This is a genomic window from Citrobacter sp. KH_055_1 (genome assembly GCF_057838705.1).
In genome coordinates, this window is the sequence record NZ_CM174473.1 from 3919468 (window position 1) to 3939886 (window position 20419).

The window sequence follows — 20419 nt, forward strand, 5'->3', positions numbered from 1 at the left end:
ATTACGTTCTCGCCAGAGAGCGTAATAAGACAGGTTCTGCGTTTAGTTGCCGCGCACTTTAAATGGCGCTTGATTTACAACATCTTCTGGTTAACTTGCTGCCAGAAAAATCACTAATTCTTTCGTTGCTCCAGGCGGCGTAAGGCGCGTTCACGACGGCTTTCCTCACGGCTTCTGTCCAGGAGAATTTCTTCGATAAACGCCAGGTGACGGTGGGACGCTTCGCGTGCCTCTTCCGGCTTCCCGGCGATAATCGCTTCAAAAATACGCGTACGGTGACTGCTTACCAACGGCAGCATATCCCGACGCGAATACAGCAATTCAAAGTTTTGACGAACGTTCTGGGCCAGCATCGGCTCCATACAACGGAGCAAATGGAGCAGTACCACATTGTGCGCCGCTTCGGTGACAGCAATTTGATACTGGAGAACGGCATCAGATTCGCCGTCAAGATCGCCGGACTGTTGAGCAAGCTCGATCGCATGGTGGAGTTCACGGATACGCGTTTTATCTTCATCCGTGCTGCGTAGTGCGGCGTAATAAGCAGCAATACCTTCCAGCGCATGGCGCGTCTCAAGCAGGTCAAACTGGGATTCAGGATGGTCGGAGAGCAACTCTACCAGTGGGTCGCTAAAGCTCTGCCACAGGCTGCTCTGAACAAAAGTGCCACCGCCCTGACGACGAAGCAGCAAACCCTTCGCTTCGAGACGTTGGATCGCCTCGCGCAAGGAGGGACGGGAGACGTCGAACTGTTTTGCCAGTTCACGTTCCGGTGGGAGTTTTTCTCCGGGGCGAAGTGTCCCCTCAAGAATTAAAAACTCCAGCTGCTGCTCAATCACATCGGAGAGTTTTGGTTGGCGGATTTTGCTGTAGGCCATGATTTCCTGTCTTAAGCCATTTGCCCGGAGTCAATTGGTCTTACCAATTTCATGTTCTTGACGCTAAAGTAACAAAGTATTCACCTTCTGTCCATACAGGTTTTGATTGAAATCAGTAAAGGAGGCATATTTTAACAACATTACAGAAATAACGTTTCAAACATGTAACTATGCACAAATGTTAAATTTACCCACCACGAGGTAGTTTTAACGTAATTGAAACGAAAAATTATCCCATCTGAACCGATTCACCTGCTTAAATATCGATTTAAAAAGCAAAATTAACGAATAAAAATTCAAAATGGAAATTTTGTGGTAGATAAGCTCGCGCTTACAAATGGTTTCTTTTTATTCAACTCGTCATCCTCCCTTCATAAAGCAGGTGCATTCGCGCTCGCATAACATTATTCTGATCAAGACAAAAGTATTTAGGCAACATTTTACTAAGCATCACCGTAAACAAATTAATACAACAAACGGAATTGCAAACTTACACACGCGTCACTGCGTGGTTCAAAATATAAGTACTCGAAAGATGAAGAGTAAAACCACACACGAGGTTTCATGATGGAAAGTCAACAGCATGGCGATCAGCTAAAACGCGGTCTTAAAAACCGCCATATACAGCTTATCGCGCTGGGTGGCGCGATAGGCACCGGGTTATTCCTCGGTAGCGCGTCCGTTATCCAGTCTGCAGGGCCAGGGATTATCCTGGGTTACGCTATCGCCGGTTTTATCGCCTTTTTAATTATGCGCCAGCTAGGTGAAATGGTGGTTGAAGAGCCGGTAGCCGGTTCCTTCAGCCACTTTGCCTATAAGTACTGGGGCGGTTTCGCTGGATTCTCCTCCGGCTGGAACTACTGGGTGCTGTACGTTCTGGTTGCCATGGCTGAGCTGACTGCCGTCGGAAAATACATCCAGTTCTGGTACCCGGAGATCCCTACCTGGGCCTCTGCCGCCGTCTTTTTCGTGGCCATCAACGCTATCAACCTGACCAACGTAAAAGTATTCGGTGAGATGGAGTTCTGGTTTGCAATTATTAAGGTTATTGCGGTCGTGGCGATGATCCTGTTCGGTGGCTGGCTGCTATTTAGCGGCAACGGTGGCCCGCAGGCCAGCGTCAGCAACCTGTGGGATCAAGGTGGCTTCCTGCCACATGGCTTCACCGGTCTGGTGATGATGATGGCCATTATCATGTTCTCCTTCGGCGGGCTGGAGCTGGTCGGAATCACTGCGGCAGAAGCGGATAACCCGGAGCAAAGCATTCCGAAAGCGACCAACCAGGTTATTTACCGTATCCTGATTTTCTATGTAGGTTCACTGGCCGTCCTGCTCTCCCTGATGCCGTGGACGCGCGTAACGGCAGATACCAGCCCATTTGTCCTTATCTTCCACGAACTGGGCGACACGTTTGTGGCTAACGCACTGAACGTCGTGGTGCTGACCGCCGCCCTGTCTGTCTATAACAGCTGTGTGTATTGCAACAGTCGTATGCTGTTCGGTCTGGCTCAACAGGGCAACGCGCCAAAAGCGCTGATGAACGTGGATAAACGTGGCGTTCCGGTGAATACCATCCTCGTCTCCGCGCTGGTCACCGCCCTGTGCGTCCTGATCAACTACCTGGCACCGGAATCTGCCTTTGGCTTACTGATGGCACTGGTGGTCTCTGCGCTGGTGATCAACTGGGCGATGATCAGCCTTGCACACATCAAGTTCCGCAAAGCGAAACAACAGCAGGGCGTCGCCAGTCGTTTTCCGGCGCTATTCTATCCGCTGGGTAACTGGGTTTGCCTGATTTTCATGGCGGCAGTGCTGGTGATTATGCTGATGACGCCGGGCATGGCAATCTCCGTTTACCTGATCCCGGTGTGGATTGCTATTCTTGGCGTCGGTTATCTGTGTAAGCAGAAAACAGCCAGAGCGGTTAAAGCACATTAATTTTCACCCCCTGCCTGCAAAGGCAGGGGGTGTTACCTGCCTCACACTTTCCCACAGACGACTATTTCATCCATATCAGCGGCGCTATCCTGCAACGCAAAAACACGTTCACCAGACAATAATTCTCTCCATATCTTATTTATGGAGCGCAGTTGATGGAAACCAGTAAACTGTCGGTGAAAGAAAAAATCGGCTATGGTATGGGCGATGCCGGATGCAACATCATATTTGGCGCTATCATGCTGTTTGTTAACTATTTTTATACTGACATATTTGGCCTCGCCCCTGCATTGGTCGGCGTTTTATTACTCTCAGTTCGCGTTATTGATGCCGTAACTGACCCTATAATGGGCGCAATGGCCGATCGCACACGCAGTAAATATGGTCGGTTTCGTCCATGGCTTTTATGGATGGCTTTCCCCTACGCATTATTCAGCGTACTGATGTTTACCACCCCAGAGTGGACGTACAACAGCAAAGTTATCTATGCGTTTGTCACTTACTTCCTGCTGTCTATCACCTACACGGCGATCAATATTCCCTACTGCTCACTCGGCAGCGTCATCACCAACGACCCGAAAGAGCGTGTCGCCTGCCAATCTTATCGCTTTGTGCTGGTGGGCATTGCCACTCTGCTACTTTCTCTCACTTTGCTGCCGATGGCTGACTGGTTCGGTGGAGAAGACAAAGCGAAGGGCTATCAGATGGCGATGGCCGTGCTGGCCTTTATTGGCATGTGCATGTTCCTGTTTTGCTTTGCGACAGTACGCGAGCGCGTGCGTCCTGCCGTCCAGACCAACGACGATTTAAAAGCCGATCTGAAAGATGTCTGGAAGAACGATCAGTGGGTAAAAATCCTGTTGTTAACCCTGTGCAACGTCTGCCCGGGCTTTATTCGCATGGCTGCCACCATGTACTACGTCACCTGGGTTATGCAACAAAGCACGCACTTTGCCACCTTGTTTATTAGCCTCGGCGTTGTCGGCATGATGATCGGCAGTATCCTGGCGAAGGTGTTAACCGACCGCTGGTGCAAACTGAAAGTGTTCTTCTGGACCAATATCGTACTGGCGATTTTCTCTGGCGCGTTTTACTTCTTCGATCCAAAAGCTACCGTGATGATTATGGTGCTCTACTTCCTGCTCAACATCCTTCATCAGATCCCTTCTCCGCTGCACTGGTCGTTGATGGCCGATGTCGATGACTACGGCGAGTGGAAGACCGGAAAACGCATCACCGGTATCAGCTTCTCCGGCAACCTGTTCTTCCTGAAACTGGGTCTGGCGATTGCCGGGGCGATGGTCGGATTCCTGCTCTCCTGGTACGGTTACGACGCAGGTGCTAAAGCACAAAGCGAGTCCGCCATTAACGGTATCATGCTGCTGTTCACCCTTATTCCGGGCGTGGGCTATCTGATTACTGCTGGCGTAGTTCGTCTGCTGAAAGTTGACCGCGAGTTTATGCAGCAAATCCAGTCAGACCTGGAAAAGCGTCGCGCCAACTACCGTGAATTGAATGAGTATCACGACATTAAATCTCCTGAAAATGCAAGGAAAGCCTGATGAATCAGTGGCCTAACCCCTTTATCGAACAGCGTGCCGATCCGTTTATTCTCCGTGACGGCAGCCACTATTATTTCATTGCTTCTGTACCGGAATACGATCGTCTGGAGATCCGGCGGGCTGACTCCCTGGAAGGACTACGCACCGCCGCTGCGGTGGTTGTCTGGCGCAAACCAGACAGCGGCCCGATGAGCGAACTGATCTGGGCACCGGAGATCCATCATATTGCTGGCAAGTGGTACATCTATTTTGCCGCTACGCACACTCAGGCACTCGACAAGCTGGGAATGTTCCAGCACCGCATGTTCGCCCTCGAGTGTGCTGATGCCGACCCGCTAACCGGCACCTGGACAGAGAAAGGCCAGATTAAAACGCAGTTTGATACCTTCGCCCTGGACGCCACCACTTTTAACCACCAGGGAAAGCAGTGGTATCTGTGGGCGCAAAAATCCCCCGATATTGCCGGGAATTCCAATATTTATCTCGCGGAGCTGGAAAATCCGTGGACGATTAAAGGCGAGCCGGTAATGCTCAGTCATCCAGAGTACGACTGGGAGTGCCGTGGCTTTTGGGTCAACGAAGGCCCTGCCGTGATGGTGCACGGCGACAAACTGTTCATCAGCTATTCCGCCAGCGCCACCGACGAAAACTACTGCATGGGGTTACTGTGGATTGATCTCAGTGCCGATCCACTGAACCCGGATAACTGGCACAAATCTCCGCGTCCTGTCTTTACCACCAGCTACGAGAATCGTCAGTTCGGACCGGGACATAATAGCTTTACGCAAACGCCGGAAGGGGAAGATGTGCTGGTGTACCATGCGAGGAACTACACCGAGATTGAGGGCGACCCGCTATACGATCCCAACCGCCATACACGTTTGAAACTCGTACGCTGGGACGAAAACGGCATGCCGGATTTTGGCATCCCGCCTGCTGATACATTCTAAAACCATTGCCCGGTGGCGCTGCGCTTACCGGGCCTACATATGGTGTAGGCCGGATAAGCGTTAGCGCCATCCGGCATAACGCTATACTAATGTCCCATAAATGGTCAGTAACGCAATAATCACCACCACCACAAACGATGTCTTTTTCGCCAGCGCCACGGCGGCTTTTGGCGTTTCGACTTTATCGGTGTGCGGTTCGCGCGCCAACGAGAACTGCGCCAGACGTGTTAACACCTGATACTGCGAAGTATGCAAATCCGCCAGAGAAGCAAACCACGCAGGCAGCGCCTTCTCACCATGCCCCAACAGCGCATAAACCACACCCGCCAACCGCACGGGGATCCAGTCCAGCACATGCAGGATCGCATCAATTCCTGACTGCAAACGCTGATGCGGGGTCTGATAGCGTGCCAGCCAGGACTGCCATGCACGTAAAAAGGCATAACCGACCAGCGTCACCGGACCCCACGCGCCGCCGACAATCAGCCAGAACAGCGGTGCCAGATAAAAGCGAAAGTTATTCCACAACAGCGCATTTTGCAGCTCGCGTAAATACTCACGCTCATTGCACTCCGGCGGGACGCCATGGATCAGCGTTAACTCACTGGCCATCGCCTCACGGGCATGGGCATCATTGCGCAACGCCGCATTCAGGTACGCATGATAATGCAGACGCACCTTACCCGCGCCGATGCACAGCACGCCAATTAAGATCCACACCACCAGCAGCGGAACGTTAAACAGCAGCCCGTACAGCGCACGCAGCAGCAGGAATGTCACCCCCATCGCTATCATTGTCATGCCAAGGGTTCGGGCCATAGAAAAATGCTTAATCCGGCGAAAAAAGGCTTCCGTTCGGTGATCGAGCTGCCAGTGTTCACCCAGCTTAAACAAGCGCTCAACGATCAGCACCAGTAATGTTGTAAACAGCGTCATGTCATCTCCTTGTGTGACGAGGGGGTGACCAGAGCGCGAAACCTTTCCCAGTCAAAAGACGCGCCAGGATCGGTCTTACGCTCGGGCGCAATATTGCAATGCCCAGTTATGTTATTGGCAATCGCCGGATAACGCTGAATCAGGACATGCGTTACAGCCGCCAACTGCTGGTACTGCGCATCGGTATAGGCCAGCGTATCCGTCCCTTCCAGCTCAATACCGATCGAAAAATCATTACAACGCTCACGTCCCTGATAGTTCGACACGCCCGCATGCCAGGCACGTTTATCAAAAGGGACATACTGGACGATTTCACCATCGCGGCGAATCAGACAATGGGCCGAAACGCGCAAATGGGCGATTTCAGCAAAAAAAGGATGGGCGTTAGGATCAATTGTTCCCGTGAATAACGCGTCGATCCACGGACCACCAAATTCACCCGGCGGCAGGCTAATATTATGCACTACCAGCAAAGAAGGGTTTTCGTCATCCGGGCGGCAATCATAATGAGGAGAAGGAACGCGTCGCGCCTCCGCCAGCCAACCCTTATCTAACAACATGCAGAATCTCCTTATTGGTGGTGCTCATATCGGGTTCAGGGTAGCATGTTTCTCTCTTATGATTCGTTAGCTATTTGGAGTTTTATCATGCCGCCTCGCCGCTATAACCCTGACTCCCGACGTGACGCGCTGTTGGAACGCATCAACCTGGATATCCCTGCCGCTGTCGCTCAGGCGCTGCGTGAAGATTTAGGCGGCGACGTTGATGCCAGGAACGATATCACTGCACAACTTTTGCCAGAGGATATGCGCTCCCACGCCACCGTGATTACCCGCGAAGAGGGCGTTTTTTGTGGAAAACGTTGGGTGGAAGAGGTCTTTATTCAACTTGCTGGCGATGATGTAAAAATCAGCTGGCACGTTGAAGATGGCGACAGCCTTAAAGCGAGTCAGCCATTGTTTGAACTGGACGGCCCCTCCCGCGTATTGCTGACCGGCGAACGCACCGCCCTTAACTTTGTGCAAACGTTGTCCGGCGTCGCCAGTGAAGTACGCCGCTACGTCGACCTGCTCGCAGGGACAAAGACGCAGCTACTGGATACGCGTAAAACCCTGCCAGGGCTACGTACCGCGCTAAAATATGCCGTGCTGTGCGGCGGTGGCGCGAATCACCGTCTGGGACTTTCTGACGCTTTCCTGATTAAAGAAAATCACATTATTGCCTCTGGCTCGGTGCGTCAGGCCGTAGAGAAAGCCTTCTGGCTGCATCCGGACGTTCCTGTTGAAGTGGAAGTGGAAAGTCTGGATGAACTGGACGACGCGCTGAAAGCCGGGGCGGACATCATCATGCTCGACAATTTCGAGACCGACCAAATGCGCGAAGCGGTAAAACGGACCAACGGCCAGGCGCGTCTGGAGGTTTCAGGAAACGTCACCTATGAAACGCTGCGTGAGTTTGCCGAAACCGGCGTGGATTTCATCTCCGTCGGTGCTCTGACCAAGCATGTGCGCGCGCTCGATCTCTCCATGCGTTTTCGTTAATTGCTCATGGTAATGCCCGATGGCGCTTCGCTTATCGGGCCTACAACCCCAGCCGGATAAAGCATTTACGCTGCCATCCGGCAGTTTCTTCGCATTCCCTCGCAAATACGTTGTCTGCTTGTGTAATTTCGTAAAAACCCTCTGAACCTGCCTTCCCGTTCTATTTTTTGCCCCTCGCCTAAGTACCTTCCGGTTTGCCACAGTAGCGTCAGCTAACTCAAGGAGCGAACTATGGACAAGCAACGAGGCTTCACGCTTATCGAACTGATGGTGGTCATTGGCATCATTGCCATTCTCAGCGCCATCGGTATTCCGGCTTATCAGAACTATCTACGTAAGGCGGCACTGACCGACATGCTGCAAACCTTTGTCCCCTATCGCACTGCTGTCGAGCTCTGCGCGCTGGAGCATGGTGGTACGGATACCTGTGATGCCGGGGCCAATGGTATTCCCTCTCCTGCCACCACGCGCTATGTCTCCGGCATGAGCGTCGAAAAAGGCGTCGTCAGCCTCACCGGGCAGGAAAGCCTCAACGGTCTGAGCGTCACCCTGACGCCCAACTGGGACAATGCCAACGGTATTACCGGCTGGAGCCGTAATTGCAACATCCAAAATGACGGTGCTTTGCAGCAGGCCTGTGAAGACGTTTTCCGTTTTGATGCCAACTAAGGAACAACGATGAATACCACGCAACTGACGGCACTATGCCAACGCTATCAAGGAATATTACTGGATGCAGACAATGACGTGGTTCACATCGCCGTCGTGGATGCGCCTTCCCACGAACTGCTGGATGCACTGCATTTTGCCACGACCAGACGCATCGACATCGTGTGCTGGACGCGCCAGCAAATGGAAGGTCATGCGCACAAACCGCGGCAAATGCTGCCAGCGGTCATCCCTGAAAGCAGCGCGACAGCAGCAGAATTACTCACACAGACGCTACAATCCGCGCTGGTAAAACGGGCATCTGATATTCACATTGAGCCCGCACAACATCACTATCGGATACGGCTACGCGTAGATGGCGTGCTGCACACGTTACCGGAGGTGTTGACGGAGAGGGGTATTGCGCTCACCGCAAGGTTAAAAGTGCTGGCCAGTCTGGACATTGCCGAGCACCGACTACCGCAGGATGGGCAATTTACCGTTGAGATTTCAGGTGCCCCCATCTCATTTCGCATTGCGACACTCCCCTGTCGCTACGGAGAAAAAGTGGTGTTACGCCTGCTGCATCAGGTTGAGCAGGCGTTGGAAATTAACGCGCTGGGTATGCAGGACGCGCAGATGGTCGCCTTTGCGCAAGCCTTACAGCAGCCTCAAGGGTTGATTCTGGTCACCGGTCCGACCGGAAGTGGCAAAACGGTCACGCTTTACAGCGCGCTACAAACCCGAAATACCCCGGAGGTGAATCTGTGTAGTGTAGAAGATCCGGTAGAGATCCCGATTGACGGGGTAACTCAGACGCAAATTCACCCGCGCGCAGGCCTGACGTTTCAGGGTGTATTACGTGCACTGCTGCGCCAGGATCCCGACATTATTATGGTGGGTGAAATCCGCGACGGTGAAACAGCAGAGATCGCCCTTAAAGCCGCGCAAACCGGTCATCTGGTTCTTTCAACGCTGCATACTAACTCCACCAGTGAAACACTGGTACGCCTGCAGCAAATGGGCGTCGCCCGATGGATGATCGCCTCCGCGCTGACGCTGGTTATCGCCCAGCGATTAGTCAGAAAACTGTGCCCCCATTGTCGGCAGCGCCTTGATGTCCCGGTCACGCTGCCAGCATCGCTCTGGCCCACGCCGCTTCCGCGCTGGCAGGCTCCAGGCTGCGAACACTGCTATCAGGGATTTTATGGCCGCACGGCGCTGTTTGAAGTTCTGCCCATCACACCCACAGTACGCCAGCTCATCGCTAACGGTACCACTGCTGACATAGTGGAATCCGGCGCCCATCAGGCGGGAATGAATTCACTTTTCGAGAACGGATGTCAGGCGGTTGAAAGAGGGTTAACGACGTTTGAAGAGCTCATCCGTGTACTGGGCATGCCCCATGCCCGTTAAGCAACTCTGGCGATGGCAAGGCATAAACGCTCAGGGTCAGCCCGCAGAAGGTGCGCTATGGTCGGACGATCGCCCCTCGCTGGTCTATGCGCTGCAACAACTGCACATTACGCCAATTCGTATTAAGAGTATGCGTGTTAAAAGCTCGCACTGGCGTAGAGAACAAAGCACGGAAGTCATACACCAGTTAGCCACATTACTGAAAGCAGGGTTGACGCTTTGCGACGGATTAACACTGCTTGCCGACCAGCATCCCAGCAATCAGTGGCAGGCACTACTGCGCTCGCTGGCTTACGACATGGAACAAGGTATGTCACTGTCCGCCTCGCTGTCGCGTTGGCAACACGTTTTTCCGCCACTTTACCAGGCGATGATTCGCACCGGAGAGCTTACCGGCAAACTGGACGTCTGCTGTTTTGAACTGGCCCGCCAGCAGACACAACAGCAGCAGCTGACCGATAAAGTTAAAAAAGCACTGCGTTACCCAGTCATCATTCTCACCATGGCGGTAATGGTCGTCATCGCGATGCTGCACTTTGTACTACCTGAATTTGCCGCCATCTATCGTACGTTCAACACCCCGCTACCGGCGTTAACGCAGGGGATTATGACCCTTGCCCATTACAGCAGTCGATGGGGATGGATGATCGGATTACTCGGCCTGGTGCTGGGGGTGACATATAGCCTGATACAGCAAAAACCGTCCTGGCTTATTCTGCGTCAGCGTTTTTTGCTGCGCTGTCCGGTTATGGGACCGCTGGTCAGGGGCCAAAAACTCACGCAGATCTTCACCGTTCTGGCGTTGACGCAAAACGCGGGAATTCCCTTTCTACAAGGTCTGGAGAGCGTAGCGGAAACCCTCGCCTGCCCTTTCTGGTCACAACGATTAGCGCAGGTACACCGAGACATCAGTGCCGGAAAACCGGTCTGGCAAGGGCTGAAAAATGCTGGAGAATTTAGTCCACTGTGTTTACAGCTGGTGAGAACCGGTGAAGCTTCCGGCTCGCTGGATGCGATGCTGCATAATTTGGCCCGGCATCATAGCGAAAACACAATGTCTCAGGCCGAGAATCTGGCTGCACTGCTTGAGCCTGCATTGCTTGTGATTACGGGATTAATTATCGGCACGCTGGTAGTGGCGATGTATTTACCGATTTTTCATCTGGGAGATGCGATGAGCGGAATGGGGTAAATTCAGATGCCGGATGGCGGCGTAAACGCCTTATCCGGCCTACGAAAATCATGAACGTAGGCCTGATAAGCTGAGCGCCATCAGGCATTTTACAGCGTGCTATGTGTTCTTACAGGCTATTGAAAATACGGTTTTCTTGTTCCTGCACACGAATAAAGGTTGTACGTTTGGTCAACTCTTTCAGACGAGACGCACCGACGTAAGTGCAGGCAGAACGCAGACCGCCGAGGATATCACGGGCGGTATTCTCAACCGGACCTCGCAGTGGCAGCTTAACAGTTTTACCTTCAGCTGCACGGTACTGGGCAACACCACCCACGTGACGCGTCATGGCGGACTCAGAGCTCATACCGTAGAACAGCATAAATTTCTCACCGTTCTCTTCCACCACTTTACCGCCGCTTTCTTCGTGACCGGCCAGCATACCACCCAGCATGACGAAGTCTGCACCGCCGCCAAACGCTTTTGCCACGTCACCCGGCATCGTGCAACCGCCATCGCTGACAATCATACCGCCCAGACCGTGTGCAGCATCCGCACATTCGATAACCGCTGACAGCTGCGGATAGCCCACGCCGGTTTTTACTCGTGTGGTACAAACAGAACCTGGACCAATGCCGACTTTGACGATATCCGCGCCAGAAAGCACCAGCTCCTCACACATTTCACCGGTCACCACATTACCGGCACAGATTGTTTTCGTCGGCCATGCTTCGCGTGCTTTCGACACAAACTGAACGAAATGCTCTGAGTAGCCATTTGCCACATCAATGCAAATGAAGTTCAGCGCAGGATTCAGCGCCAGAATTTGTTTGGTTTTTTCGAAATCGGTGTCAGATGTCCCAGTCGAAACCATCACGTGTTTGATGACATCAGCAGATGCATTCGCAACGAAAGCAGACCAGTCTTCTACGGAATAGTGTTTATGTACAGCAGTCAGAATGTCGAAAGAGGCAAGCGCGGTTGCCATAGCAAACGTTCCGACAGTGTCCATATTTGCGGCGATGATTGGCACGCCGGACCATTTCTGACCTGAATGTTTAAAGGTAAATTGACGTTCCAGCTCAACATCGGAACGGCTTTTGAGAGTAGAACGCTTAGGGCGGATAAGAACGTCTTTGAAACCTAACTTCAGATCTTCTTCGATACGCATGTGCGGATTCCTGGGGTTAATGGCGAAAAATCGAAACTCACAACTCCAGTGACGCTATCATACGCACTAATCAATACCGCGCAAGACTGCGAAATTCTCTTTTTTTACGCTACAATCCCATAAATTTACCTGGCGCAGAGTAGGTCAATCCTGCAGCAGCCTCGCCTTCGCATGCTTAACTTTTAACTGTTTGATAATCAAACTTAAACTCCAGGATCCGGATCTATGAGGTATACGGTAGCCTTAACTGGCGGCATTGGCAGTGGTAAAAGTACCGTTGCCAATGCGTTCGCTGACCTCGGAATAAACGTGATTGACGCCGATATTATTGCGCGTCAAGTTGTTGAGCCTGGTACGCCTGCCCTTAACGCGATTGCTGAACATTTTGGCAGTGAACTCATCGCCGCAGATGGCTCGTTGCAACGGCGAATTTTACGCGAACGTATTTTTTCCGATCCTGATGAAAAATCCTGGCTGAACGCCCTGCTCCATCCACTGATTCAACAGGAAACTCAGCGCCAGTTTCAGCAAGCGACATCTCCTTATCTGTTATGGGTTGTCCCCCTGCTGGTTGAAAACTCACTGTACAAAAAGGCCAATCGCGTACTCGTGGTGGATGTTACTCCCGAGACCCAGCTCAGACGAACCATGCAGCGTGATGATGTGACACGCGAACATGTTGAACAAATTTTGGCAGCCCAGGCAACACGTGAAGCTCGTCTTGCCGTGGCTGACGATGTTATTGATAATAATGGCGCACCGGATGCCATCACCTCGGATGTCGCCCGCCTGCACGCGCGCTATTTGCACTGCGCGTCGCAGTTTGTCTCACAGGAAAAACCGTAATGCACACCCAGGTCCTTTTTGAACACCCTCTCAATGAGAAGATGCGTACATGGCTGCGCATTGAGTTTCTGACTCAGCAACTCTCCGTTAACTTACCCATTGCCGATTATGCAGGCGCACTGCATTTTTTTAGAAATATTGGGGATTTACTGGATGTATTTGAACGCGGCGAAGTCCGTACCGAACTCCTCAAGGAACTGGAACGACAACAGCGTAAACTTCAGGCCTGGGTTGAAGTTCCCGGCGTCGATCAAAGCAGAATAGATGCCCTGCGCCAGCAGTTAAAAAGCGCAGGCAGCGTTTTAATTTCAGCACCGCGTATTGGACAAACACTACGTGAAGATCGCCTGATTGGTCTTGTACGCCAGCGTTTAAGTATTCCTGGTGGATGCTGCAGTTTTGATTTGCCAACTCTGCATATCTGGCTGCATCTGCCTCAGTCGCAGCGAGATGTGCAGGTTGAAAACTGGCTTGCCAGCCTGAATCCACTGACTCAGGCGCTGACGCTGGTTCTGGATCTAATCCGTAATTCGGCACCGTTCCGTAAACAAACTAGCCTGAACGGTTTTTACCAGGATAACGGTGACGATGCGGATTTGCTACGTTTGCATCTGCCGCTTGATTCACAGCTCTACCCGCAGATATCCGGTCATAAAAGCCGTTTTGCCATTCGTTTTATGCCGCTGGATAGCGAAAATGGCCAGGTACCAGAACGCCTCGATTTTGACCTGGCGTGCTGTTAAGGAGTAAACATGTCTGAACAAACCATCGTCAACTGCCCAACCTGTGGTAAACCCGTCGTCTGGGGAGACGCGAGTCCGTTTCGCCCATTTTGCTGTAAACGCTGTCAGTTAATCGATTTGGGCGAATGGGCCGCAGAAGAGAAGCGTATTCCCAGCTCCGGCGACTTATCAGAAAGCGATGACTGGAGTGAAGAGCAGAAGTAATTCTGCTAAAGCGTAGGCCGGATAAGGCAACGCCGCATCCGGCATTTTTATGTCATTCTGCCGGATGACGCTGCGCTTATCAGGCCTACGAATACCGTTCATTATCCCGCAATCAGCTTGTTAATCACCGGTTCATTGGCCGGCGGAAAATCCTCTGCATTCAGTGCAGACTGCGCAACCCACTGCGCCGGTTGTCCCTCTTTACCCCATGGCTCACCTTCCCAGCTGTCGACCAGCCAGAACCACAGCGTGATGTGTCGGTCCGGGAACGCGTACTCCAGCTTTTCGAACAGCGTACTATGAACGGGTGTAATCCCGACTTCTTCCTGTAGCTCTCGAATCAGCGCCTGCTCAGGGGTTTCGCCTGCTTCAATTTTGCCACCGGGGAATTCCAGCTTATTCGCCATGTGGGCATCCGCGGCACGCTGAGTAATAAAAATCTCTTTTTGCTGATTACGAATAATCCCAACGGCAATTTGCAGTATTTTCATTTTGTTTATCCATAAAAAAGGCGCAGAATTCTGCGCCTTTTCAGTGAGTTATTTGCTTAGCTCAATCGACCATGGCACTGCTTGAATTTTTTACCGGAACCGCAAGGGCACGGATCGTTACGACCGACTTTACGATCGCCGGTCTGCGCAGCAAGTTCTTCTGCTACAGCAGATTCATCATCTTTGTGGCTCAGTTGCTGCATCTGCGCTAAACGCTCAGCATCTTCGCGACGCTGCTGCTCCATTGCTTCGACTTCTTCAGGCATACGCACCTGAACTTTGCTCAGAGTACTGATCACTTCATATTTCAGCGACTCCAGCATCGATGCAAACATAGAGAAGGATTCACGCTTGTATTCCTGCTTCGGATCTTTCTGCGCATAACCACGCAGGTGAATACCCTGACGCAGGTAGTCCATTGCTGCCAGGTGCTCTTTCCACAGGGAATCGAGGGTTTGCAGCATCACGCCTTTTTCGAAGTGGCGCATCATTTCTGCACCCACAACCTCTTCTTTACGCTGATACACTTCAATGGCGTTAGCCAGAATACGTTCACGCAGCGTCTCTTCATGCAGCTCAGGTTCTTTATCCAGCCACTCTGAAATCGGCATCTCAAGGTCGAAATCGTTTTTCAAACGTTCTTGCAGGCCCGGAATATCCCACATTTCTTCCAGCGACTGAGGCGGAATATAGGCATCAATAGTGACTTTGAAGACGTCTTCACGGATGCTATTAATCGTTTCGCTAACGTCAGTCACATCCAGCAGTTCGTTACGCTGGGTGTAGATGGCGCGACGCTGATCGTTGGCAACGTCATCGTATTCCAGCAGCTGTTTACGAATATCGAAGTTGCGGCTTTCTACTTTACGCTGCGCGTTGGCGATGGCTTTGGTTACCCACGGGTGCTCGATCGCTTCGCCCGGTTTCATACCCAGTTTACGCATCATTCCTGACACACGGTCAGAGGCAAAAATACGCATCAACGCATCTTCCATCGACAGGTAGAAACGAGAAGAACCCGCATCCCCCTGACGGCCAGAACGACCACGCAGCTGGTTATCGATACGACGAGATTCGTGACGTTCGGTACCAATGATGTGTAAACCACCGGAGGCTAATACCGCGTCGTGACGCATCTGCCAGTCGGCTTTAATCTGCGCGATTTGCTCTTCGGTCGGGTTCTCCAGCTCGGCAACTTCTGCCTGCCAGCTCCCGCCCAGCACGATATCCGTACCACGACCCGCCATGTTGGTGGCAATGGTCACGGCTGACGGATAACCCGCCTGTGCAACGATCGCCGCTTCGTTGGCGTGGAACTTGGCATTCAGCACGTTGTGCTTAATACCGGCTTTGGTTAGCTCGTTAGAAACCACTTCAGATTTTTCGATGGAGATAGTCCCCACCAGCACCGGCTGACCGTTAGCGGTACGCTCTTTAATATCTTCAATAATAGCCTGAATTTTTTCCGCTTCAGTCATGTATACCAGATCCGGTAAATCCTTACGGATCATCGGACGGTTGGTCGGCACGACAACGGTATCCAGTTTGTAGATAGAGCTGAACTCAAACGCTTCGGTATCCGCTGTACCGGTCATACCGGCCAGTTTTTCGTACAAACGGAAGTAGTTCTGGAAGGTGATGGATGCCAGCGTCTGGTTTTCATTCTGGATATCCACGCCTTCTTTCGCTTCAACGGCCTGGTGCAGACCATCGGACCAGCGACGGCCCTGCATGGTACGTCCGGTGTGTTCGTCGACAATGATAACTTCGCCGTCTTTCACAATGTAATCAACATCGCGAGTAAACAGGACGTGCGCGCGCAGCGCGGCGGTTACGTGATGCATCAGCATAATGTTGCCCGGAGAGTACAGTGACTCGCCTTCATCCATGATGCCTTCATTCACCAGCAGTTCTTCGATCAGTACCAGACCTCGTTCGGTCAGGTTCACCTGACGCGCCTTCTCATCGACAGAGAAGTGGCCTTCGCCCTGGAAGGTGTCAGAATCGTCTTTCTCCTGACGCACCAGATGCGGGATGATTTTGTTCACTTTTTTATACATTTCCGAGCTGTCTTCAGCCGGGCCGGAAATGATCAGCGGCGTACGCGCTTCATCGATCAGGATGGAGTCAACTTCATCCACCAGCGCATAGTGCAGTTTACGTTGAACGCGCTCTTCCGGGCTAAACGCCATGTTGTCGCGCAGGTAGTCAAAACCGTATTCGTTGTTGGTACCGTAGGTGATATCGGCGGCATAGGCTTCACGCTTAGCAGGCGCGGGCAGGCCAGACATGTTGATCCCTACGGTCATACCGAGGAATTCGAACAGTGGGCGGTTATTCTCGGCATCACGCTGTGCCAGATAGTCGTTGACGGTCACCACGTGTACGCCTTTACCGCTTAACGCGTTCAGGTATGCCGGCAGCGTCGCGGTCAGCGTTTTACCTTCACCGGTACGCATCTCAGCGATGCAGCGCTCGTTGAGTACCATGCCGCCCAGCAGCTGCACGTCGAAGTGGCGCATACCAAATACGCGTTTACTCGCTTCACGTACCACCGCGAATGCTTCAGGGATCAGGCTCTCAACGGTCGCGCCTTTTTCCAGACGCGCGCGGAACTCAGCGGTCTTCGCTTTCAGTTCATCATCGGAGAGTTTTTCCATCTCCGGTTCCATGGCATTGATGACGTTGACCACTTTGCGCATACGACGCAGTGTACGTTCGTTACGACTACCGAATACTTTCGTTAATAATTTGATTAGCATAATAAAATCTCAAACGCCCCGCAGCGCGGAGTCAAAAATTATAGTTGGAAGGTTCTTTTTTTAGCTGAGGCGTTGAGGACCGGCGCGGATCCCCTGCAGCTGGCTTATCCAGACAGGAACGCTAAACGCGGCTTGAGAAGTAAAATGGGCATACGTCACGCGACTTACGGTCGCCGGCGGGTTGCCTTCCTGCGTCAGCATCGCGCTGAGCGTATTCAGTAAAGCAAGATGATGCGCCTGATTCGGCAATGGATCTTCGGCAACGGGTAACGCCTGAGGAGCCATGGCAAAAGAAAGGTGACGGATAACCGTACGAATAGCATGCTGATGCCAGTAATCGACGGTAAAATTCGGGCGACGATTGCTCGCCTCCAGCAACGCCAATTGGCTAAAGTTGACCTTAGCTGATTGATCGTGATTACGGGTGGTCGCCTTGGCGGGGGTATTCGGTTCAGCGGCATTACCGATCGCGGGCAGGCCAAAACTCGCCGCGACCATCCCCAATAAGAGATGCGGCCAGAAGTACCGTCTGCCTAACTGTCGCCAGCGCGTCAGTATTCCACTCACGTTTTTGCCACCTGATATACCCTGCATTTGGGGTTATAAATTCAAAACGATTTTTGCGCACGGATCTTATCATTAAAGCGACCGCTCCACAGCAGTAATGACAACCCGCCATGGGAAAATATGCTCAACAAAGCAGCGATCGCACACTATTTTAACGTTACGGCAGGGAAAAGTTTGCGTTGAGAAAGGCTGCGTTAGTGAGTATATAAAAAAAACGACTGGCTTACCTGGCCGGAGAGAGTACCAGATTTACCAGTCGAATTTTGCGACAACGGGTGTCGTTACGCCAGTACGGTCGAAGGTGCTTTGAACGCCAGCGGCAGTTCTGCATCGTCCTGGAAGGTCACAAATTCCCAAGCTTCCTGTTTTGCCAGGACAGCCTGCAACAATTTATTATTCAATGCATGACCGGATTTATACGCGGTGAATGCACCAATAATGTTGTGACCACACATGAACAAGTCACCAATCGCGTCGAGCATTTTGTGACGAACGAATTCATCTTCAAAACGCAGGCCGTCTTCGTTCAATACGCGATAATCGTCAACAACGATGGCACAATCGAAGCTACCGCCCAGGCACAGGCCACGGGACTGCAGATATTCGATATCACGCATGAAGCCGAAAGTACGCGCACGGCTAATCTGGCGCATAAACGCATCCGCAGAGAAGTTCATCGCATAGCGCTGGGTGCTGGAATCAATCGCCGGATGGTTAAAGTCGATGGTAAAGTCCAACGAGAAACCATTGTACGGTTTGAATTCAGCCCACTTGTCGCCATCTTCGACACGAACGGTCTCTTTGATGCGTACAAATTTTTTGGCGCAGTTCAGTTCTTCAATACCTGCGTCAAGCAGCAGGTAAACGAACGGAGCAGCACTGCCATCCATGATCGGGATTTCCGGGGCATTAACCTCAATAACGATGTTATCGATGCCTAAGCCCGCCAGAGCAGCGTTGAGGTGCTCAACGGTTGAAATCCGTACATCATGCTCATTGACCAGACACGTACAGAGCATGGTATCACGCACAGATTTGGCATCGGCCGGGAAATCTACCGGAGGATTCAAGTCGGTGCGACGATAGATGACCCCGGTGTTGGCCGGCGCAGGGCGTAATGTCAGGGTGACTTTTTTGCCGGTATGCAAACCGACGCCAGTCGCCTGAACGATACGTTTAAGAGTCCTTTGTTTGATCATCGTATAATCTCGCCAAATTACCTATCCAACCGAAGTGTACTATACATTCGGTGGGCCAGTTTAGCACAAAGAGGCACAATTCCCAAATTCCAGCTAATTCTTAATCAGCTTGCTTACGCAGGAATGCGGGGATATCCAGATAATCCGGCTCTTTGGTGGTCTGCGGCGTATTGTCGTTGACCACTTTTGCTACCGGTTTCTGCTCTTGCGTCAACGGCGCCATACCGTGCTGCTGGTAACGATCCATTACCGGCTGCTGTACCTGCTTGTTGGTCACCAGGGTGATTTCCGGACGCTTGTCCATACCAATTCCAGTGGCAACCACGGTGACGCGCAGTTCGTCGTTCATATCCGGGTCCAGAGAGGTACCGATAACCACGGTCGCGTTATCCGAAGCAAATGCACGGATGGTGTTGCCCACGGTTTCGAACTCATCCAGACGCAGGTCGAAGCCCGCAGTGATGTTGACCAGCACGCCGCGTGCGCCAGACAGATCGATGTCTTCCAGCAGCGGAGAAGAGATCGCCATTTCAGCGGCTTCTTCTGCACGGTCTTCACCGCTCGCCACGCCAGATCCCATCATCGCGTAGCCCATTTCGGACATCACGGTGCGTACGTCTGCAAAGTCAACGTTCATCAGACCCGGACGGGTGATCAGCTCAGCGATACCCTGAACCGCGCCTTTCAGCACGTCGTTCGCTGCGCCAAACGCGTCCAGCAGTGAAATACCGCGACCCAATACTTTCAGCAGTTTGTCGTTCGGGATAGTGATCAGAGAGTCCACATGTTTGGACAGCTCGGTGATACCCTGCTCCGCGAATGCCATACGCTTCTTGCCTTCAAAGTTGAAAGGCTTAGTCACGACAGCAACGGTCAGAATACCTAAATCTTTTGCTACTTCAGCAACCACTGGCGCTGCACCGGTACCGGTACCGCCGCCCATGCCTGCTGCGATGAACACCATGTCTGCGCCGTCAAGCGCTGCACGCAGAGCCTCACGATCTTCATCAGCCGCATTGCGACCGACTTCCGGGTTTGCACCCGCGCCCAGACCTTTGGTAATACCGCTACCAATCTGAATGGTCTGTCCAACCGCAGTCTTACGCAACGCCTGAGCGTCGGTATTCACCGCGAAGAATTCAACACCTTCGATGCGCTCGCGCACCATGTGTTCAACGGCATTACCGCCGCCGCCACCGACGCCGATGACTTTAATCACCGCGTCGTTGGTTAGTTCCATAGGTTCAAACATAGTTTCTCTCTCCGTTTTACACTTCATCCTTCAAGCCGCCTCTTTGTTGGCTGCCTTCACTCACTCCCGTCACATAGTAAACTATGCTCCAGGTGATTCGCTCAGTTGCCGCCGCGATGCAACTTGAATGATGTTGTGTAT

19 protein-coding genes are annotated in these 20419 nt (G+C 52.3%); 10 read left to right on the forward strand and 9 right to left on the reverse strand.

The window, feature by feature from the left end; genetic code table 11:
• Nucleotides 1–113: 113 nt before the first annotated feature.
• Complete coding sequence (pdhR, locus tag AC3ITF_RS18470; RefSeq protein WP_096758283.1) at nt 114–878, reverse strand: pyruvate dehydrogenase complex transcriptional repressor PdhR; 765 nt, start codon at nt 876–878, stop codon at nt 114–116.
• Nucleotides 879–1442: 564 nt separating this feature from the next.
• Between pdhR and aroP the strand changes: the two genes are divergently transcribed.
• The 3 genes from aroP to AC3ITF_RS18485 all read left to right on the forward strand — a co-directional run bounded on the left by aroP (nt 1443) and on the right by AC3ITF_RS18485 (nt 5328).
• Nucleotides 1443–2816 carry an aromatic amino acid transporter AroP gene (gene aroP / locus AC3ITF_RS18475; RefSeq protein ID WP_115259442.1) on the forward strand — a complete coding sequence of 458 codons (1374 nt, stop codon included), beginning with the start codon at nt 1443–1445 and terminating at the stop codon, nt 2814–2816.
• A 155-nt stretch (nt 2817–2971) separates the two neighbouring features.
• Nucleotides 2972–4378, forward strand: a complete 1407-nt coding sequence (locus AC3ITF_RS18480) for a glycoside-pentoside-hexuronide (GPH):cation symporter (RefSeq protein WP_115259443.1) — start codon at nt 2972–2974, stop codon at nt 4376–4378.
• A complete protein-coding gene (locus tag AC3ITF_RS18485) occupies nt 4378–5328 on the forward strand; it encodes a glycoside hydrolase family 43 protein (RefSeq protein WP_115259444.1) in 951 nt (316 codons plus the stop codon). Before AC3ITF_RS18480 ends, AC3ITF_RS18485 begins: the two co-directional genes overlap by 1 nt.
• Nucleotides 5329–5409: 81 nt before the next feature.
• Here AC3ITF_RS18485 and ampE read toward each other — a convergent pair whose 3' ends face one another.
• Entirely contained in the window at nt 5410–6264 is an 855-nt protein-coding gene (gene ampE / locus AC3ITF_RS18490) for a beta-lactamase regulator AmpE (protein ID WP_096758287.1), read from the reverse strand.
• Nucleotides 6261–6824 (reverse strand): 1,6-anhydro-N-acetylmuramyl-L-alanine amidase AmpD, encoded by a 564-nt coding sequence (ampD, locus tag AC3ITF_RS18495; RefSeq protein WP_096758288.1) that lies wholly within the window; start codon nt 6822–6824, stop codon nt 6261–6263. Before ampD ends, ampE begins: the two co-directional genes overlap by 4 nt.
• 87 nt (nt 6825–6911) lie before the next feature.
• Between ampD and nadC the strand changes: the two genes are divergently transcribed.
• The 4 genes from nadC (at nt 6912) to hofC (ending at nt 11061) form a co-directional block, all read left to right on the forward strand.
• On the forward strand, nt 6912–7805 hold the full coding sequence (gene nadC / locus AC3ITF_RS18500; protein WP_489175908.1) for a carboxylating nicotinate-nucleotide diphosphorylase: 894 nt from the start codon (nt 6912–6914) through the stop codon (nt 7803–7805).
• Nucleotides 7806–8036: 231 nt separating this feature from the next.
• Nucleotides 8037–8474: a prepilin peptidase-dependent pilin gene (ppdD, locus tag AC3ITF_RS18505; RefSeq protein WP_115259446.1), complete on the forward strand. Its 438-nt coding sequence runs from the start codon at nt 8037–8039 to the stop codon at nt 8472–8474.
• Nucleotides 8475–8483: 9 nt separating this feature from the next.
• Nucleotides 8484–9869, forward strand: coding sequence for a type II secretion system protein GspE (gspE, locus tag AC3ITF_RS18510; protein ID WP_117342308.1), 1386 nt, complete (start codon nt 8484–8486; stop codon nt 9867–9869).
• Entirely contained in the window at nt 9859–11061 is a 1203-nt protein-coding gene (gene hofC / locus AC3ITF_RS18515) for a protein transport protein HofC (RefSeq protein ID WP_115259448.1), read from the forward strand. The genes gspE and hofC overlap by 11 nt, the downstream gene beginning before the upstream one ends.
• Before the next feature lie 109 nt (nt 11062–11170).
• Here hofC and AC3ITF_RS18520 read toward each other — a convergent pair whose 3' ends face one another.
• Nucleotides 11171–12214: a GMP reductase gene (locus AC3ITF_RS18520; protein ID WP_115259449.1), complete on the reverse strand. Its 1044-nt coding sequence runs from the start codon at nt 12212–12214 to the stop codon at nt 11171–11173.
• Between the two features lie 225 nt (nt 12215–12439).
• On the opposite strand from AC3ITF_RS18520, the gene coaE reads away from it, so the two are divergent.
• Genes coaE through yacG form a run of 3 tightly spaced genes read left to right on the forward strand, consistent with a single transcriptional unit; the run spans nt 12440 to nt 14007 of the window.
• Complete coding sequence (coaE, locus tag AC3ITF_RS18525) at nt 12440–13060, forward strand: dephospho-CoA kinase (protein ID WP_153880555.1); 621 nt, start codon at nt 12440–12442, stop codon at nt 13058–13060.
• Entirely contained in the window at nt 13060–13803 is a 744-nt protein-coding gene (zapD, locus tag AC3ITF_RS18530) for a cell division protein ZapD (protein ID WP_115259451.1), read from the forward strand. Before coaE ends, zapD begins: the two co-directional genes overlap by 1 nt.
• A 9-nt stretch (nt 13804–13812) precedes the next feature.
• A complete protein-coding gene (gene yacG / locus AC3ITF_RS18535; RefSeq protein WP_137362004.1) occupies nt 13813–14007 on the forward strand; it encodes a DNA gyrase inhibitor YacG in 195 nt (64 codons plus the stop codon).
• A 101-nt stretch (nt 14008–14108) separates the two neighbouring features.
• On the opposite strand, the gene mutT is transcribed toward yacG, so the two are convergent.
• From mutT to ftsZ, 5 genes are all read right to left on the reverse strand, one after another.
• Nucleotides 14109–14498, reverse strand: coding sequence for an 8-oxo-dGTP diphosphatase MutT (gene mutT / locus AC3ITF_RS18540; RefSeq protein WP_115259453.1), 390 nt, complete (start codon nt 14496–14498; stop codon nt 14109–14111).
• A gap of 56 nt (nt 14499–14554) precedes the next feature.
• Nucleotides 14555–17260 (reverse strand): preprotein translocase subunit SecA, encoded by a 2706-nt coding sequence (secA, locus tag AC3ITF_RS18545; protein WP_489175909.1) that lies wholly within the window; start codon nt 17258–17260, stop codon nt 14555–14557.
• Nucleotides 17261–17320: 60 nt separating this feature from the next.
• The gene (gene secM / locus AC3ITF_RS18550) at nt 17321–17827 is read right to left on the reverse strand and encodes a secA translation cis-regulator SecM (protein ID WP_115259455.1); all 507 of its coding nucleotides are present in this window, start codon (nt 17825–17827) and stop codon (nt 17321–17323) included.
• Nucleotides 17828–18108: 281 nt separating this feature from the next.
• Nucleotides 18109–19026: a UDP-3-O-acyl-N-acetylglucosamine deacetylase gene (gene lpxC, locus AC3ITF_RS18555; RefSeq protein WP_045439825.1), complete on the reverse strand. Its 918-nt coding sequence runs from the start codon at nt 19024–19026 to the stop codon at nt 18109–18111.
• 100 nt (nt 19027–19126) lie between these two features.
• Complete coding sequence (gene ftsZ, locus AC3ITF_RS18560) at nt 19127–20278, reverse strand: cell division protein FtsZ (protein ID WP_003018753.1); 1152 nt, start codon at nt 20276–20278, stop codon at nt 19127–19129.
• Nucleotides 20279–20419 lie beyond the last annotated feature (141 nt).